At 64.9% G+C, this 15,532-nt stretch carries 23 protein-coding genes; 12 read left to right on the top strand and 11 right to left on the bottom strand.

Translation table 11 applies throughout. The features are described from left to right. Positions 1 to 179: 179 nt before the first annotated feature. Genes AC13GA_RS13025 through AC13GA_RS12975 form a run of 11 tightly spaced genes read right to left on the bottom strand, consistent with a single transcriptional unit; the run spans position 180 to position 6,560 of the window. Positions 180 to 662, bottom strand: a complete 483-nt coding sequence (locus AC13GA_RS13025; protein ID WP_482998308.1) for a hypothetical protein — start codon at positions 660 to 662, stop codon at positions 180 to 182. Next, positions 659 to 967: a hypothetical protein gene (locus AC13GA_RS13020; RefSeq protein WP_482998307.1), complete on the bottom strand. Its 309-nt coding sequence runs from the start codon at positions 965 to 967 to the stop codon at positions 659 to 661. The genes AC13GA_RS13025 and AC13GA_RS13020 overlap by 4 nt, the downstream gene beginning before the upstream one ends. Continuing rightward, on the bottom strand, positions 957 to 1,346 hold the full coding sequence (locus tag AC13GA_RS13015) for a hypothetical protein (protein WP_482998306.1): 390 nt from the start codon (positions 1,344 to 1,346) through the stop codon (positions 957 to 959). Before AC13GA_RS13015 ends, AC13GA_RS13020 begins: the two co-directional genes overlap by 11 nt. Before the next feature lies 1 nt (position 1,347). Next, a complete protein-coding gene (locus AC13GA_RS13010; protein WP_482998305.1) occupies positions 1,348 to 1,653 on the bottom strand; it encodes a hypothetical protein in 306 nt (101 codons plus the stop codon). After that, on the bottom strand, positions 1,653 to 1,892 hold the full coding sequence (locus tag AC13GA_RS13005; protein WP_482998304.1) for a hypothetical protein: 240 nt from the start codon (positions 1,890 to 1,892) through the stop codon (positions 1,653 to 1,655). Before AC13GA_RS13005 ends, AC13GA_RS13010 begins: the two co-directional genes overlap by 1 nt. Beyond that, the gene (locus tag AC13GA_RS13000; RefSeq protein ID WP_482998303.1) at positions 1,885 to 2,121 is read right to left on the bottom strand and encodes a hypothetical protein; all 237 of its coding nucleotides are present in this window, start codon (positions 2,119 to 2,121) and stop codon (positions 1,885 to 1,887) included. The genes AC13GA_RS13005 and AC13GA_RS13000 overlap by 8 nt, the downstream gene beginning before the upstream one ends. 2 nt (positions 2,122 to 2,123) lie before the next feature. After that, a complete protein-coding gene (locus AC13GA_RS12995; RefSeq protein ID WP_482998302.1) occupies positions 2,124 to 3,299 on the bottom strand; it encodes an ExeA family protein in 1,176 nt (391 codons plus the stop codon). Further along, the gene (locus AC13GA_RS12990) at positions 3,296 to 5,101 is read right to left on the bottom strand and encodes a hypothetical protein (protein WP_482998301.1); all 1,806 of its coding nucleotides are present in this window, start codon (positions 5,099 to 5,101) and stop codon (positions 3,296 to 3,298) included. The genes AC13GA_RS12995 and AC13GA_RS12990 overlap by 4 nt, the downstream gene beginning before the upstream one ends. Before the next feature lie 2 nt (positions 5,102 to 5,103). Further along, complete coding sequence (locus AC13GA_RS12985; RefSeq protein WP_482998300.1) at positions 5,104 to 6,027, bottom strand: hypothetical protein; 924 nt, start codon at positions 6,025 to 6,027, stop codon at positions 5,104 to 5,106. Between the two features lie 15 nt (positions 6,028 to 6,042). Continuing rightward, positions 6,043 to 6,351 carry a helix-turn-helix domain-containing protein gene (locus AC13GA_RS12980; RefSeq protein WP_340569900.1) on the bottom strand — a complete coding sequence of 103 codons (309 nt, stop codon included), beginning with the start codon at positions 6,349 to 6,351 and terminating at the stop codon, positions 6,043 to 6,045. Further along, positions 6,348 to 6,560: a helix-turn-helix domain-containing protein gene (locus AC13GA_RS12975; RefSeq protein WP_482998299.1), complete on the bottom strand. Its 213-nt coding sequence runs from the start codon at positions 6,558 to 6,560 to the stop codon at positions 6,348 to 6,350. The genes AC13GA_RS12980 and AC13GA_RS12975 overlap by 4 nt, the downstream gene beginning before the upstream one ends. A gap of 98 nt (positions 6,561 to 6,658) precedes the next feature. Between AC13GA_RS12975 and AC13GA_RS12970 the strand changes: the two genes are divergently transcribed. The 12 genes from AC13GA_RS12970 (at position 6,659) to AC13GA_RS12915 (ending at position 15,456) form a co-directional block, all read left to right on the top strand. Continuing rightward, entirely contained in the window at positions 6,659 to 7,117 is a 459-nt protein-coding gene (locus AC13GA_RS12970; RefSeq protein ID WP_340569898.1) for a helix-turn-helix domain-containing protein, read from the top strand. Next, positions 7,114 to 7,497: a hypothetical protein gene (locus tag AC13GA_RS12965; RefSeq protein ID WP_482998298.1), complete on the top strand. Its 384-nt coding sequence runs from the start codon at positions 7,114 to 7,116 to the stop codon at positions 7,495 to 7,497. The genes AC13GA_RS12970 and AC13GA_RS12965 overlap by 4 nt, the downstream gene beginning before the upstream one ends. A 202-nt stretch (positions 7,498 to 7,699) precedes the next feature. After that, positions 7,700 to 8,431 (top strand): hypothetical protein, encoded by a 732-nt coding sequence (locus AC13GA_RS12960; RefSeq protein WP_482998297.1) that lies wholly within the window; start codon positions 7,700 to 7,702, stop codon positions 8,429 to 8,431. Beyond that, positions 8,428 to 8,910, top strand: coding sequence for a hypothetical protein (locus tag AC13GA_RS12955; protein ID WP_482998296.1), 483 nt, complete (start codon positions 8,428 to 8,430; stop codon positions 8,908 to 8,910). The genes AC13GA_RS12960 and AC13GA_RS12955 overlap by 4 nt, the downstream gene beginning before the upstream one ends. A 16-nt stretch (positions 8,911 to 8,926) precedes the next feature. Next, the gene (locus AC13GA_RS12950) at positions 8,927 to 9,172 is read left to right on the top strand and encodes a hypothetical protein (RefSeq protein WP_482998295.1); all 246 of its coding nucleotides are present in this window, start codon (positions 8,927 to 8,929) and stop codon (positions 9,170 to 9,172) included. Then, the gene (locus AC13GA_RS12945) at positions 9,169 to 9,483 is read left to right on the top strand and encodes a hypothetical protein (RefSeq protein ID WP_340569892.1); all 315 of its coding nucleotides are present in this window, start codon (positions 9,169 to 9,171) and stop codon (positions 9,481 to 9,483) included. The genes AC13GA_RS12950 and AC13GA_RS12945 overlap by 4 nt, the downstream gene beginning before the upstream one ends. Further along, positions 9,473 to 9,787, top strand: coding sequence for a hypothetical protein (locus AC13GA_RS12940; protein ID WP_482998294.1), 315 nt, complete (start codon positions 9,473 to 9,475; stop codon positions 9,785 to 9,787). Before AC13GA_RS12945 ends, AC13GA_RS12940 begins: the two co-directional genes overlap by 11 nt. Positions 9,788 to 9,791: 4 nt before the next feature. Next, positions 9,792 to 10,349, top strand: coding sequence for a DUF3486 family protein (locus tag AC13GA_RS12935; protein WP_482998293.1), 558 nt, complete (start codon positions 9,792 to 9,794; stop codon positions 10,347 to 10,349). Further along, positions 10,350 to 12,086, top strand: coding sequence for a hypothetical protein (locus AC13GA_RS12930; protein WP_482998292.1), 1,737 nt, complete (start codon positions 10,350 to 10,352; stop codon positions 12,084 to 12,086). Next, complete coding sequence (locus AC13GA_RS12925) at positions 12,083 to 13,603, top strand: DUF935 domain-containing protein (RefSeq protein ID WP_482998291.1); 1,521 nt, start codon at positions 12,083 to 12,085, stop codon at positions 13,601 to 13,603. Before AC13GA_RS12930 ends, AC13GA_RS12925 begins: the two co-directional genes overlap by 4 nt. Positions 13,604 to 13,606: 3 nt before the next feature. After that, positions 13,607 to 14,881: a phage head morphogenesis protein gene (locus AC13GA_RS12920; RefSeq protein WP_482998290.1), complete on the top strand. Its 1,275-nt coding sequence runs from the start codon at positions 13,607 to 13,609 to the stop codon at positions 14,879 to 14,881. After that, entirely contained in the window at positions 14,881 to 15,456 is a 576-nt protein-coding gene (locus AC13GA_RS12915) for a phage virion morphogenesis protein (protein ID WP_482998289.1), read from the top strand. Before AC13GA_RS12920 ends, AC13GA_RS12915 begins: the two co-directional genes overlap by 1 nt. Positions 15,457 to 15,532: the final 76 nt, after the last annotated feature.

Genomic DNA, 15,532 nt, shown 5'->3' with positions numbered 1-15,532 from the left:
GTGGACAGGGCTGACGGCGGTGAACCAATCGGCCCGCCATCGGCGCGCGGCGTCAGGGGAAATGCCGAGCAGACATGCGATCCGGAGAGGCGTGAGGGAGCGTTGGTCCTGCGTCCTGGCCCATAGCGCGAAGCGCATCGCCCGCAGGTGGTCGAACCGCTGGCGGCCGGTGCGAGCCATCACTCCACCCCGCCGAGGATCTGGTCGAAGTGCGAATGCAGGGAATCCACGATGCGGCCGGCCAGGTAGGGCGGCAGCTCGCCCTCGCGCTCTTCCTGGGACATGCACGGTGTGCCGATCGACGGCACCAACGGCGCAGGGTTGATCGCCGGACCAATGTTCAGCGGCGCGACCGCCGCGCGGGGTTCGACGCCGCAGCGTTTCGGCGCGGTACCTGCGTGCTTCGCATACTGCGCCAAGGCGGCGTCCAACCGCTTCGGGTCGATCTTCCAGTTCTGATTCAGGCGGTACCGGCGGGAGAAGCGACCGCCGACGCGCTCTACCATGCCGCAGTTGAGCGCGTTGGTCAGGCCGTGCTGCACATAACCGCGATACTCAAAGCCGTAATCCATGACGCCGTCGATCAGCTCACGCGACTCCAAGGTGCTGGTGCCAAGCACTGCAGCGAAGGCCGCCTGCAGGCGGACGCTCGGCGCGGTCACAGCACCACCTCTCGGCTTTCGAAGGTGTCGCGGCGGGAGCGGATGGTCACAACCACCGGAGCACGCTCGGTCCATTCCAGCTGCAGTCCCTGGTACTCCGCCGCCAGCACACGATCGCGGCCGCCGCTGCCGTTGGGTCCCCAGCGCTTGAGGTGGCCTTCAATGTCGGCCGGCGGCTGGGTGATGATCAGCACCGGGCGGCGCCCGTTGCTGTAGTGGGCCAGCACGTCGATGCCGGCGTTTTCCAGTTCGCGCGCGGTGTTTGCGGCAGCGAACAGCATGTCAGAGCTACGATCAACGTTCATCGTTCGTGTCCTCGTCGGTGATGGGCTTGGTTAGCCCGAGTTGTCCGTACAGATCCGGCAGGGCGACGCGCTTCATCGCGCACACCTGCTGCAGGGAGGTCATGGCGCGACCGGTCAGGTATTCGCAGCACCGGTCCAGTTCTTCCGCGCTGGCGGCCAGGTGGTAGCCGTTCGCTGGGTGGGCGCAGATGGGATGCCCATCGCGGCGCAGCTTCTCGATGATCTGGCGCAGCCGCCGCTCGTCAGCGGTGTTGAAGCGCTGCGTGAGGGCGTGCACCAGGTCGCGGGCAGTGATGCCGTTGGCGGCACCACGGCGGCCCTGCAGCTCCGCCAGCACCGCCTCGGGGGACAGCTCTTGCGGTAGCAGGGCCAGCTGCATGTCAGTGGGCCCCCCTATCGATGCCGGCAGCGATGGCCAGGTCGAGGATCTCGTCCAGTTCCAACAGCCAGCGCTTGTCGGTGGCGTGCGAAATCACCATCACACCGCTATGGATCCATACCTCGACCGTGTATTCACGCCTGGTCTCGGGATCGTGCAGCTGGACCGTCCCCACACGCGATGCTGTGGGGAACAGAGGCGCATGCACCAGCGCCCCAATGACCTTCTTCCGCTGGGGGTGGTGAGCACTGTGGCGCTTTCGGTTTCGCACCTGGCCGAGGCAGCGCTTCAGGGTTGGCACGGCCATCACTCCTCCTCGTCCTGGTCGTCGTCGCGCAGCTCATAAATCAGCGCGAGGAGCTGCTGCGTGGAAAGGCCCGACAGGAGCGTGTCCATGCTCTGGCCGTCCTTCCAAGCGATGCCGGCGCGGGAGAACATGTCCCGATGCATGACGGTCACCTGGCGGTGCGGGAGTTCCGCCTCGCGCAGCAGGCGTTGCGCGAACTGGCGGAGCGGCTGCAGGTCATCGGCGATAGCCTTAGCCATGCGTCACCCCCTCACGCTGCAGCACCTCTTCCGGAACGTGAGCCGTGATGCGCTCCCAGCTGCCGCGAGGCACCAGCACGACCTGCAGAATGTCCACGTTGACCGGCTCCGGCCGATCCTGCATTTCGAATGGGACCACAATGACCTGGGTGGCCAGTGGCCACAGGGCACCACGCGGTTTCACGACCATGCCTTCGACGGCGGGCCAGCCATCAGTTCGAATCGCCATGCTCAGACTCCCCGGACCACGTCGGCGGTGACGGTCGGCACGCCCAGGTTGGCCGCCCGGTTCATCGCCGCCGCGAGGGTGTTCTGAATAGCCAGCGGATACAGCAACGAGGCGGCACCGCGCGTCGGCGTCAGCTTCGCGCGTAGTGCCTCAATTGCTGACGTATCCAGAACACGCTCAAGGGGCAGCTGGTTGCGCTTGAACCGGTGGATGAGGTAGCTCTCCAATTCCGTATCCAAGGCCGGCAGGTTCACAATTTCGATGCGCTGCACGACCTCCCGCACCTCGGGGTTGTGTTCGGACAGCTTGACCTGCAGTTCGGGCTGGCCGATCAGGATCACCGACAGCAGCGGGCGAAGGCCGTCCTTCAGTTCGCGGAAGCGCTTGAGGTGCTTGAGCGTGGCCAGCGGAAGGCAGTGGGCCTCTTCGATGATGAGCACGTGGCTGTGGCCGGCGCGGGCGCTATCACGCAGTGCCGCGTGCAGCTGCGCAAAGCGCGCCTGCGGGCTGCTCATGGTCTTGGCCAGCGGCGCTACGGCCGACATGACGGCCTCGGCGATGTGCAGGCTTCGCAGGGTCTTGCCGTTCTTTTCGGTGCCCTCCATCGCCTGGACGTAGGGCTCGACGGCGATGATCGCCTGCTCTTCCCTACGGATGCGGTCGAGCAGCTCCTCGCGTAGCGTGGACTTACCGGCACCGGATTCACCGATGACGGCCATGAACCCGCCGTGGCGCGCGACCTGGTACATGCTCTCGCGCACATAGCGGATATCGGCGCTGAGGAACACCTCATCGGCGCTGGCCGGGTCGGCGAAAGGGTCGGCCGTCAGGCCAAAGTGGCGGCGGGCCTGCGGCGTCAGGGTCTGCTTACGGAGTAGCATCTGAATCTCCTCGTCGTTGATTTCGGTAGCGGTATCGGGGTCTTGCGGTGGGGAAACCGGGGCCGGCGTGTTAGCGCACGCCGGCTCCTCCTCCAAATGCCAGTCAACGGCCGGGGCGCCGCTTTCCAGCAGGAACACAGAGATGGCGGAACGGACTCGGGGCTGGTCGCAGCCAGTCGGCAGCACGCCGTGATTGATCAGGGCATTGAGGGCTGGGCGGCTGAGGGACACCGCCTTTGCCAGCGTCCCCTGCTTGATGCCGGCATTGGCCAGGATCGATTTCAGGCGCAGCGTCATGCAGCACCTCCGTTGATGACGCGCAGGCCCGCGCGTTCGGGCTCGACCAGGGCGATCGCCCAAGCCTCGACCTCATGCACTGGCAGGCCTTCGGGCCAGCGATGGCTGGTGCGTGCGTACATTTCCGGGGTCCATGCGTTGCCGGAGCGCTCGACCAGGGGCTTGAGGCGCATGGCTGCCTCCACGTGGTTCAGCGGAGGCAGCTCGGCCCGCACTACTTCCGGCTCAATGCGCTGAGCCGCCAGCACCTGCGGCGCGTCGACCTCGGCCAAGGTTCCCGAGCGCGGCAGGCTTGGGGCGACATTGGCCTCGCGGATATGCTTCATCGGGTCGACCTTGCCGCCGAAGGGCACGCGGCGGGCCTTGCGCGCTGCGATCGCCTCTGCGTCGGTTTTGACCCCCATCGCCAGGCGATCAAGCTCCTTACGCGCTGCATCGGCAGGCGTCTCAGGCGCAGCCCGGTACTCGGCACCAACCTGGGCGGCCGTATCGAGGAAGCCCCAGTCGTCGTGCTGCAGGCGCGGCGCCACGAAGTGAATCGGCGCGCTGTCCTGCTCACCAGGCATCAGCACGCGCACACTGTTGTCCGGCTCCAGCGCGTTGGCGACCACGTCCACGCGCTGCCCGTTGATGAGGCCGGGAATGCCGCGCACGTCGTACTGCTTGCCCCGGAAGCGGATGATGCAGTCACGCACGGTGCATGCCTTCGGGGTGCTGGTGGCCAGCTGCCGCAGCACCTGGACGTCCGGTGCGATGCGGAGCTGCTCGGGGGTGATGCGTAGCCACCCATCCCGTCGAGTCATGCCAGTGCGAGTGTGGATGCGGGTGGCGTTGTAGGCCCGTGCCCACTGCTGGGCCAGGGTGTTCATTTCCTCCAGGCTGGTGACCGGCGCCCTGGTCTTGAGCATGGCTTCGAAGTGGGTCTCGATCAGGTAGTTCGCGTTCTCGACCTGCCCCTTCGCACGGGCATTTCCCACCTCATTGATGATCACTTCGATACCGCAGGCGGACATGAAACTGCGGGTCGTCGCTGCGACCATCGCGCTGCCGGGATCCATCATCAGCAGCTTCGGGATGCCGTGCATCGTGCCCATTTCGCGCCGGGTCATCGCGTGGATCAGTGCCGAAAGCAGGTTCGCGCTGCTCTCGGCACCAAGCACATAGAACACCTCGATCGCGCCGCTCGCGTGGTCCGTGACGGCGTAACGCCACAGGCGGTTCTCTGCGATCTTGGTGAAGTTCTCAGGCTTGCCACGGTAGAAGCGCCGCTTGTCCATCACCTCGGTGCCGTCGGCCGCCAGGTAGAACTGGCGGCTCACCGAAGCATCGATCTGCCAGAGATGGTTCGGATGCGGCGAGGCCAGGCGCGCAGCCGGGGTCGGTGCCGCCAGCTGGTCACGATGGAACCCGTAGGCGCGAATGGCGCGGCAGATGGAGGACACGCTCAGCGGCACTAGCTCGCCAGTCGTCTTGTCGACCCGCAGTGCTTCGATGCGATCATTCGCGCGCAGAATCTCCACGGCGTCCTCGACCGGTAAGGTGCCAGTGCCGGTGAGGCGCCGTGTCTCTTCGACCAGGGCGGCGATGGCGGCGGCCTCGTCGCGGGTGAGCGCGAGTTCACCAGCATCTGATCGCTTCTTGCGGGGCTTGATGCCGCCCGTCACCTGCTGCAGGCGACGGTAGGCGGTTTGGACCGAGCAACCCATCTGCTCGGCCAGCTCAGCCGCGATGCGGCTCTTGCTACCGTGCGGCGCCGCCAGCAACTTGCCGGCTGCCGCGTGGATGAGGGCCTCGGCGGACATGCTCAGGCCTCCGAGCCGTCATGTACCAGCGGCAGGGATAGCGGCAGTTCCTCGTCGTCGCGCACGGTACGCACCGCATTGAGCAGGCGGCCGATCGTGTCGCTGAGGAACACGGCTGCGTCCGTGTCCTGGTCGGTCTCGGAGGCGTGGGTAGCGCACGCACGGACCGCCGCCATCAAGCCGGCCTTGCCATTGCCCAGGGCGGCGAGGACGGCTTGCTCGGCTTCGGTGACGGCCTGCTTGAGGATGATCAGCTGCTGATCGGCTTCGGCCGTCTTCCAGCGGCGTTGTGCCTTGGTTGTCTTCTCATGCTCCTTGTTCAGGTCATCGGACAACTTACTGATTCGCTGGTCCTTTGCCTCAATGTCGGCGCGGGCATTGCGGACTGCCTCGCGCAGTTCACGCACGGACATGTTGCCCACTTCATCGAGTTCCAGCTCGCCCGTTTCGCCGGTCTCGGCCAGTTCCTTAAACTGATCTTCGGGCAGCGATAGCAGCTCGATGAGCTTGCTTTCGCTATTCACCGCAGCGACCAATTGCGTCGACGTCGACGCATTCGACAGGGTGGCCACGCGGCGGGCCGCTTCCATCATTCGCTGTGCCTGACGCGGCTCCATGCGGAGGCGTTGGAGCATGCCGGCCCACTCCCCGTGAATGCTGCATTCGCGGGCCACCAGCAGGTAGCTGCCCGCGCGCAGGAACGCCTCGCAGCCGCGATGCAGTTCGCGGCGGATGGCGGCCTCATAGTGTTCCGGGTGCCAGGCAAGGCCCTCGCCGAACTGTTCGACCAAGGCCAGCTGGCGCTCGCGCAACTCTTCCATCTGCACGGCATCGTTGGCATCGGTCTTGCCAATGAACTCCGGTCCTACCGGCTCGGCTTGGGCGACTGCCTTGCGGCCTGCGTTCTCTTTCTTGCTGTTGCTCATTGCGGTCCTCGTCGATCAGTTGGGGTTGCGGGAGTAGCGCTGCTCGGTCTCTTCCAGGCGTTGGCGCACGCGCGCCATCTCCTGTTCGTGAGCGCGAGCCAGCTGGATCAGTCGGGGGGAAAGGCGCCAGTACTCGTCGCGGCCGGCGATGCGCTCGACGATGCCTTCGTCGGCAAGTACTTCCAGGTCGCGCAGCACCGTTGACGGCGTTGCCTTAATTGAGTCGGCCAGCTGCTTGAGCCGCAGGCCGTCGAGCGTGTGGCCCTGCAGGGCGAAGATCAGGCGGAGCGCCCGGCGGACGGGCTGTTGGGCGGGTGCACTCATGCCTGCACCCGTTCGATACGCGCCGCCTTGACGATTCGATTCCGCATCGCGCGGCCCTTCGGGCCGTCCCACGTGCCGACCAGCGCGCCACGGGCGTTGGATACATGCGTGCCGTTCTCGCGGCACCACTCGGTCAGGGTTGTGCCCTGGAGAAGGAAGCCGGCACGTACGCGCTTGTGAAGATCAAGGCCGGGGTCAGTGGAACGCATTGGGTTATCCTTCGGTTCTTATTGCCGGGGTGTAAAAGGGCCGTTGACGACTCCGGAACAATCCTAAGTGTAAAAAGTACACCTTGCAAGGGGTTCGTGTGGTTTCTTCACTCATCCGCCAGATCATGGACGACGGGGGATTCAGGCAGGTCGACCTGGCTGAAAGGCTTGGCGTGTCTATCGATCGCGTAAAAAACCTGACCTCGGGTCGGGTCAAGAAGCTGTCATCCGAAGAAATGCGCGCCCTGGTGGAAAAACTACACGTTCGCGCTGAGTTCCTTGCCACCGGCAACGGGCCTGTATTCGCGCAACCTGCAGAGGTCGAGCTGGGCCGCCGGATGAAGCTGCTCTCGGACGCGTCACAGAAGGCGTCGACGCTGGACCTGCCGGAGACCTACCAGGCGCTGGTTCGCGACATCCTGGTCGGCGCAGCGCTAGGGCAGTCGGATCTCTTGCAGACCACCATCGATGGATTCGTTCACGACGTCCGCTCGACTCCAGTTGAAGCCGACCACGCCAAAACACCTCGCAAGACGACAAGGAGAAAGTCGCCATGAAGAAGCTCTATCTCGCTTTCCTCGCCCTGGTGCTGTTGACCGGCGCAAAGGCGACCGTTGGTCAAGAGTTCAACGCGGCCAACATCGCTCAGCTGGAAGTCGGCAAGACCACGCTCGCCGAAGCGGTAGCGCTGCTCGGAGTTGAGCCGCAGAGTTCGACCGTGGGCAAGAGCGGAGCTACCGCGTACCTCTGGCAGCATGTCCTGGCCAAGTCCAGTGTCTGGACCGGTCGCTCCGACACGCAGATCAAGCACGTCATGCTGGTGTTCAACACGGATGGGACGTTCCAGCGGATACTGCAACTGCGCGGAATCGATCTTGATCCTGATGATCGGCAGCGCTTGATGGACCAGCCTGCGGCACTGCACGCAGTGAACTGATCGAAGGCCACCTCCGGGTGGCCTTCTTCGTTTCCAGCCCACTATCTCGCGCGCGCGCGAGGAAGGCTTGGAACGCGTGCAAATGACCTGCGCACTGTCGAAATAGAGACTGCATCCCATCGATTCGGCGCGTTCGGGGCGCGCTTGGTCGACGGGCGCTCCTCGTCGTGTCCCGTCGGCCCTTCTATTCCAGGAGCAGGCCATGACGACCAAGACCACGCGCGGCATCCGCAACAACAATCCGGGCAACATCGAACGCAACTCCGCCAACAAGTGGCAGGGGCGCATGCCCCGCGAGCGGATGACCAAGGAGCAGCGCGGCGAAACGCGCTTCGAAGTGTTCTCGGCGCCGGCTTGGGGTATCCGCGCGATGGCACTGCTGCTGATCAACTACCAGGACAAGCACGGCTGCAGCAACGTGCGGCAGCTGATTGATCGCTGGGCACCGCCGAGCGAGAACAACACCGACGCCTACGTTGGTGCAGTGGCTGACGCTGTCGGCGTCGCTTCGACCCAGTTCATCAATACCCATGAATTCCGCCGCATGCGCCCGTTGGTCGAGGCCATCATTCGCCACGAGAACGGCCAGCAGCCTTACAGCTCGGACGTGATCGAGGAAGGCCTGCGCCTGGCCGGCGTCGTCAACCCCGGCGCGAAACCGCTGGTTGCCGTGCCTGCGTCGGTCACCACGGCAGCAGCCACCGCCGCCGCAGCGGGTGGCACGATGGCCGCCGTGGAAGCCGCACAGCAGCTGCAGCCAGTGATCCAGGGCGTGCTGCCAGCGATCCAGCAGGTCAATGCTGTCGCGCAGGCCACGACCGGCATGCCCAGCTGGCTACGTCTGGCCATCGCCATCGGGGTGATTGCACTGGCAGGCGCCAGCATCTTCACCTGGTGGCGGCTGCGCCGTGCCCGCAAGGCGGTGAGTGCGTGAATCCACACCTGACCAGCAAGCACATCGTGGGTGCTGCCACGGGGCCAGTTGTGGTGCGGTTCGCTCTGGCCGTGGTGGTTGTCGCCTTCTTCCTGGGACTCTGGCTTGGCCACCGCTGGGGCGCAGGCAACCAGGCCGAACGGGTCAACGCTCTATCTGATCAGGTCATCGCACTGAGCGCCGAGCGCGACACCGCACGCAACGTCGCCGCCGGCAACGCCGACGCCGTTGCCACGCTGCGGGCCGCCCTCAAACGGGAGGCAGATACGAAGCTGGACCAGCAGCGGGCTGCCATCGCCGAGCTGGATGCCCGTGCAGGCCGCATCGCTCAACTCGAACGCCTGGCGGCGCAGCGCCAGCAGGCCCTGAACAAGAAGGTGGATTCCGATGAAGACTGCAACGTCCTTCGCACTACTCCTGTGTGCGCTGCTCTTGCTCGCGGGTTGTGGGGAGACCAAGCAACCGCTGGTCCGAACTGAACTGGTCGAATGGCCGGTGCTGGTCTACGTCGAACTGCCGCCCGCACTGACCGATCCGCTGGAGGCTCCGCCGCCGCCGGCCCCACTGTGCCGTCTTCAGGACGGCACGCTCACACCCTGCGTCATCGACGCGATTGTTCGTGAGGCCACCTGGCAGCAGCTGCTGCAGAGAGCCAACGACGATCGCGCCACGTCGGGGCGGCTCAGTGGCGCCAAAAAAATGTCACAGGCGAATCTCAGTGGCGGAGACGCCACGAAATGAAGATCGAGCTGGAGCTGTGGCATCTCCTCTCATTGACCATCGCACTACTCGGCACGTTGCTGGGCTTGGTCAAGTGGGGAATCAGCCAGGTCAAAGCGAGCATCGACCAGCGGATGGCGGGGTTCGAAAAGGCCGCCGAGGGCTGGCGAAAGCAGGAGGTGGATCTCCTGGGACTGCGCGCGGAACTGGCTGAGAAGTACGTGCGAAGGGATGACCACATCCGGAGCCAGACTGTCATTGAGGCGAAGCTCGACGCGATCAACTCAGAGATCAAGTCGATTCAGATCCAAGGAGCAAGACGTGAGCATTAAGTTGGACATGGACAAAGTTCGCCGGGAAAACCTGCGCTGGGTGATGCTGCTGGGGCTCCACAACGCGTCGCCCTACGGCGCTTATGAGGAAATCCTGCTCAGCATTGCGCACGCCCTGTACCCCGATGCCACGCAGCTGGAGGTGCGCCGTGCCCTGGACTACCTGGATGACCGCCGCATGATCGAACTGGACAAGCGGCCGGATGGCCGTTGGCACGCCGACATGACCCGCCTCGGCACCGATATCGCCGAGTACACCGCGCAGTGTGACCCTGGCATCGCTCGCCCCGAACGGTACTGGTGACGCCATGCCCCCGGCCAGCAAGATCGAACAGCTTCCCCAGGACGTCCGCGCCGAGCTGGACACCCGCCTGATTACCTCCGGCTTCGGTGGCTACGTCGGCTTGGCCGAGTGGCTTACGGAAAAGGGATTCAGCATCGGCAAGAGCGCCGTCGGCGCATATGGCCAGAAGCTGGAGCGGCGCTTGGCTGCGGTAAAGGCCAGCACCGAAGCTGCCCGGCTGATCAGCCAAGCAGCGCCTGATGATGCCGACGAGCGCAGCAACGCGATCATCAGCATCGTGCAAACCGAGATCTTCGATGCGCTGCTGGCGCTGCAGGAATTGGAGGAAGGCGACGCCGAGGGCATGGATCCTGGTAAGCGCATCGCACTCCTGGGAAAGGCCGCCAAGAACATCGCCACCCTCAGTCGTGCCAGCGTGAACCGCCACAAGTGGGCGACTGAGGTGCGGGAGAAGGCGCTTCAGGAGGCCTCGCAGCGGGTGGAGGACGCGGCACGTGCGCGCGGCCTTGGCGCCGACGACGTTGCCTTCTGGCGGAACACCGTCCTGCAGGGAGTCGGCTAAGTGTCCGAGCTGACGCCGCTGCCGGATACCGAGCGCGTTCTGGATTGGGATGACCTTCCAGAGAGCGTCCGCACCATCTCGTCCAACTTCGACCCGCGTGAGGCCGGCGTACTGATGGCCCACCAGTCCGAATGGATCCGGATGCAAGAAGGGCTGGATATTGCGGTATGTGAGAAGGGGCGCCGCACCGGCATCACCTTCGCGCAGGCGCTGACCGACACGATCACCGCCGCTTCCTCCAAGGAAGCCGGCGGCGACAACGTGTGGTACATGGCCGACACGAAAGAGAAAGGCCTGGAGTTCATTGGCTACGTTGCCAAGTTCGCGCCGATCATTGCGCGCGGGCAGGCATCACGTGTTGAACAGCACATCTTCCAGGACCAGGCGCCTGACGGCACAAGCCGCCAGATCCAAGCGTTCCGCGTCCGCTTCGCCAGCGGGTTCCGTGTCACTGCCCTGTCCTCGCGTCCCGAGAACATCCACGGCCTGCAGGGCGTGGTCGACCTGGACGAAGCGGCGCTCCACAAGGACGTCGCCAAGGTGCTGGAGTCGGCCACTGCACTGCTCATCTGGGGCGGTCGCATCCGGGTGTGGTCAACGCACCGGGGCAAGAAGAACCCGTTTAATCAGCTGGTGCAGGACATCCGTGCGGGGCGCTACGGTGCAAAGGCGAAGGTGATCCGGATCAGCTTCGACGATGCCGTGGCCAACGGCCTTTACGAGCGCGCCTGCGCCATGCGCGGCAAGATCGCCACGCCGGATGGAAAGCGCGAGTGGTACAACGCGATCCGATCCGCCTATGGCCCGCGCAAGGCTGCCATGCGCGAGGAGCTGGACGTCATCCCCCGCGACGGCGATGGTTCGGCCATTCCTTCGGTGTGGTTGGACCGCGCAATGGCGGAGACCCGGCCGGTACTGCGCATCGTCTTTGATGACGACTTCCCGAAGCGCCCCGAGAAGGAGCGCGAGGTGTGGTGTGCGTCCTGGATTGCCACGCAGCTGATGCCGGCACTGAGGGCGGCCGCCAATGGATTCACTGGCCGTTGGGCGGTTGGCATGGACTTCGCTCGTCATCGCCACTTCTCGGTGATCATGCCCGCGCGAATCGAGCAGGATCTGCGTCGCGTAGTGCCGTTCCTGATCGAGCTGGCCAATGCTCCCACCCGCCAGCAGGAGCAGATCCTCTGGGCGCTGCTGGACTTCCTGAAGACGGAAGCTGCAGGGCGCTGGTCGTTTGCTGGGGATGCCACCGGCCCCGGTCAGACGCTGATGGAGTACACCGGCGACCGATATGGCAGGGCCGAGCTGGACAAGGAGACCGGGCGCTACAGGGGCGGCCCCGTCCACGAGGTGACGCTGTCGCGACCCTGGTACGGCGAATGGATGCCCAAGTACATCTCGTTGTTTGAGGATGGCTTCATCAGCCTTCCCAGGGACGCCTCGCTGGAGGATGACCACCGAGCGGTCGAGTACGTCGACGGCATTCCGATGGTGCCCAAACTGGAGCGCAAGGATCTGCAGGAGCCCGAGCTGGTGCGCCACGGCGACGGCGCGATCGCCGGTGCCCTCACACAGTTTGCCGCGCTGAACCCTGTACCACACGGCACGATCGAGTTTCAGTCGACCGGGCAGCGCGTGTACGTGGGCGAAGCCCTTGATGATGGTGTTGTAGCAACTACGTCCGATAGGGGCTTCGGCACCGTGTCGGGTGGCAATGATTTTGGAGGCTTCGCATGACCACCGCCCGCCCTGAACTGAATCGCGAGGTGGCCACCACCGCAGACGGAATGGACATCACCCGCGGATACACCGGGCCGTTGATGCTTCCGTTCGACAGCGTGCTGCGCAATCGTGGTGGCTATGACCTGCAGATCTATGAGCAGGTGCTTTCCGACCCCGAGGTGAAGGCGACCTTCGGTTCCAGGCAGGATTCAATGGTCGCCTGCGAATGGCAGGTTGAGCCAGGCGGGAAGCGGGCGGTCGACCGCGCGGCAGCGGATCATCTGCGGGACCAGCTCCACGACATCGGCTGGGACAACGTGACCCGCAAGATGCACTTTGGCGTCTTCTATGGCTATGCCCCGGCAGAGATCATCTACAAGGCGGATGGCAATCGGATCGCAATGAGCGCGATCAAAGTGCGAAACCGTCGTCGTTTCCGTTTCGGGAAAGATGGCGATCTGCGCCTGCTCACTCAGTCCCACATGGCTGAAGGTATCCCTGCGCCGGCTCCATACTTCTGGAACTACTGCGCCGGCGCCGATCATGATGATGAGCCCTACGGCCTCGGCCTGGCTCATTGGTTGTACTGGCCCGTTCTTTTCAAGCGCAATGGGCTGAAGTTCTGGCTGATCTTCCTGGAGAAGTTCGGCATGCCCACGGCGGTAGGCAAGTACGACGAGAACGCCACTGCTGAAGAGCGGAACAGGTTGCTGGGCGCAACCCGCGCCATCCAGACCGACAGCGGCATCATCATGCCCAAGGCAATGGAAGTGGATCTGCTTGAGGCGGGTCGCAGCGGGACGGCGGACTACAAGGCGCTGCAGGACTACATGGACGCCACGATCCAAAAGGTCGTCCTCGGGCAGACCGCCAGCACGCAAGGCACGGCCGGAAAGCTTGGCAACGACGAACTGCAGGCCGAAGTCCGCAGGGACATCATCAAAGCCGACGCCGACCTGATATGCGAGTCCTTCACGAAGGGGCCTGCCCGCTGGCTCACGGAGATGAACTTCCCAGGCGCAGAAGTGCCGCGCGTCTATCGCGTCACCAATGAACCCGAGGACCTGGACGCCGTGGCGGCCAGGGACGAGAAGTTGATGCGGTTGGGCTATCGACCCAAGCAGGTCTACATCGAGCAGACGTATGGCCCCAACTATGAGCCGATACAGGCTCCGGCCGAACCGCAGACACCGCCGACCGCGATCGACGATGCTCGATTCGCCGATCCCGGCCAGGCGATCCTGGGACTGCTACGACGTCACTACCCGGCGGCGTTCGCAGAATCGGACAGCCAGGCTGTTGGAGGCATGACGGGCCAGCTGGACGAGTCGACGCGGGAAGCCGGTGCGGCATGGGTGCAACAGCTGCAGGAGATGACGCGGAGCGCGACATCCCTGGAGGAGCTGTACGACCAGGTGCTCGCGGCGGCGCCCGACATGAGCCTTGAGGATTTTGCCGGTGGCGTCGCCCTTGGTCTGAGCGCCGCCCACCTGCGCGGTCGCGACGACGCGCAGCGCGCCATCGGGGGCTGATCGATGGCAACCGTGGGCTATGGCCGAGTTCCCTTCGAACAGCAGATCGCGTTCTTCCGGCGGAAGCGAAACATCGTCACGGAAAGCTGGCTCGACGTGTGGGAGTCGGAGCACGATCAGGGATTCATGGTCGCCGGCGCCAATCGCGACGAGCTGGTCGCCGACTTTGCCGCAGCCGTCCGGAAGGCCATCGACGATGGAGCCACGCTGGAGCAATTCCGCCGCGACTTCGACCGAATCGTCGCCACGCATGGCTGGGACTACAACGGCGGTCGCAACTGGCGTAGCCGCGTCATCTACGAGACCAACCTTCGCCAGAGCTACAACGCTGGCCGTTGGCATCAACTGCAGGCCCTGAAGAAGTCCAGGCCGTGGTGGCGCTACCGCCACAGCGACGCTGTCGAGACGCCCCGACCGCTGCATCTGGCGTGGGATGGCATGGTCCTGCACTGTGACGATCCCTGGTGGCAGTGGTTCTTCCCGGCCAATGGCTGGGGTTGCCAGTGCTATGTCGAAGCGCTCAACGATCGTGACCTGGCGCGGCTGGGCAAGGACGGCCCAGACACGGCGCCCGCGATCGAGTTTGAACAGCGCATGGTCGGGCAGCGAAGCCCAGGCGGTCCGTTCCTGGTAGAAACGCCAGTGGGCGTGGATCCAGGCTTCGGCTATGCCCCGGGCCGCAGCTTGGACGGTTGGCCGTCACGCAGAGGTGGGCCTCACACGCCGCCCGCGTTGGGTAGCGGTATCGAAGAGGCCCTGCAGGCAGCGCTGCGGCGGAACGTGCGGCTGCCTGCCGCCCCTGCAGCGCGTACCGCTGCCCAAGTGCTGGAGCGACCCCGAGCACTGGATGCGCTGCAGGCCGGTCTTGCCGAGTGGCGTGCGGCTGCAGCAGCATCACGCCCGCATGCCAGCCAGTACCTGGTCGGCGCCCTTCGGGCGAAATCGGTCGATGCACTGTTGGGCGTGGCGCCCGATGTGGGCTCGGCTGCGATTGCGATCGAAACTGCCGAAGTGCTGGAGCGCGTGCCGCCGGCATACTTCCCGACGCTGGCCAGCGCTATGCGATCGCCATTTGCGCTCCTGTACGACGCCGCAGCCGGCATCATGCGCTTCGTACTTCAGGGTGATCGGCGGCAGCGCCTGGTCGTCGACGTCAGGATTCAGGCGGGTGCTGCTGTGCCCAACCTGATCGAGGACGCCAGCATGGTTTCGCCCGTGGATCTTCGTCGCCTGGTCGACCGTGGAAGCTGGCAGCTAATCCAAGGCGAGATTCCCTGATGGCCGCGCGCGTCGAGATCACCAAGGACACGGCGAGCCCCTCGCTTCGCAATGCGGCCAAGGGCCTGCGCAACGATGCGCTGCGGCCGATGCTTGCGGACATCGGCGAGTACCTGCTGCGCTCAACGCGGGACCGAGCGGCACGCCAGGTGTCACCGGACGGCGCGCCCTGGGCGCCGCTCTCCCCAAGCTATCGACGCCAGAAGGAGCGCAAGCGTCCTGGCGTTCCAATGCTTCGCTTCGACTTCCACATGCTCGGCGATCAGCTCTCACATCAGGTGGTCGGCGACACGCTGCTGGTCGGCACCAACGCGCCATACGGAGCTGTCCACCAGTTCGGCGCAACGATCAATCGCCCTGCGCGATCCACGCAGGTGTACTTCCGGCAGGGCCGGGACGGCGAAGTCGGTACGCAGTTCGTGAAGCGCCGGCAATCAAACTTCGCTCAATGGGTCACCTTGCCCGCGTACACCATCGGCATCCCCGCGCGCCCTTGGCTCGGTCTGTCCAACGAAGATGAGCAAGAGGTCGTCCTCATTGCCTCCGATCACGTTGCTGGACTGTTTTCCGAGTGAGCGCGACAGCGCGTCCCTGCGCCCAATCGCACGCTGAGTGGCACGGTGATTCGTGTCTCTGGTGCCGCAAGTGTCA

Source organism: Stenotrophomonas sp. 22DLJC03 (assembly GCF_056861405.1).
Note: the sequence above shows the minus strand (reverse complement) of the source record. Positions and strands in the feature narration are given on the sequence as shown.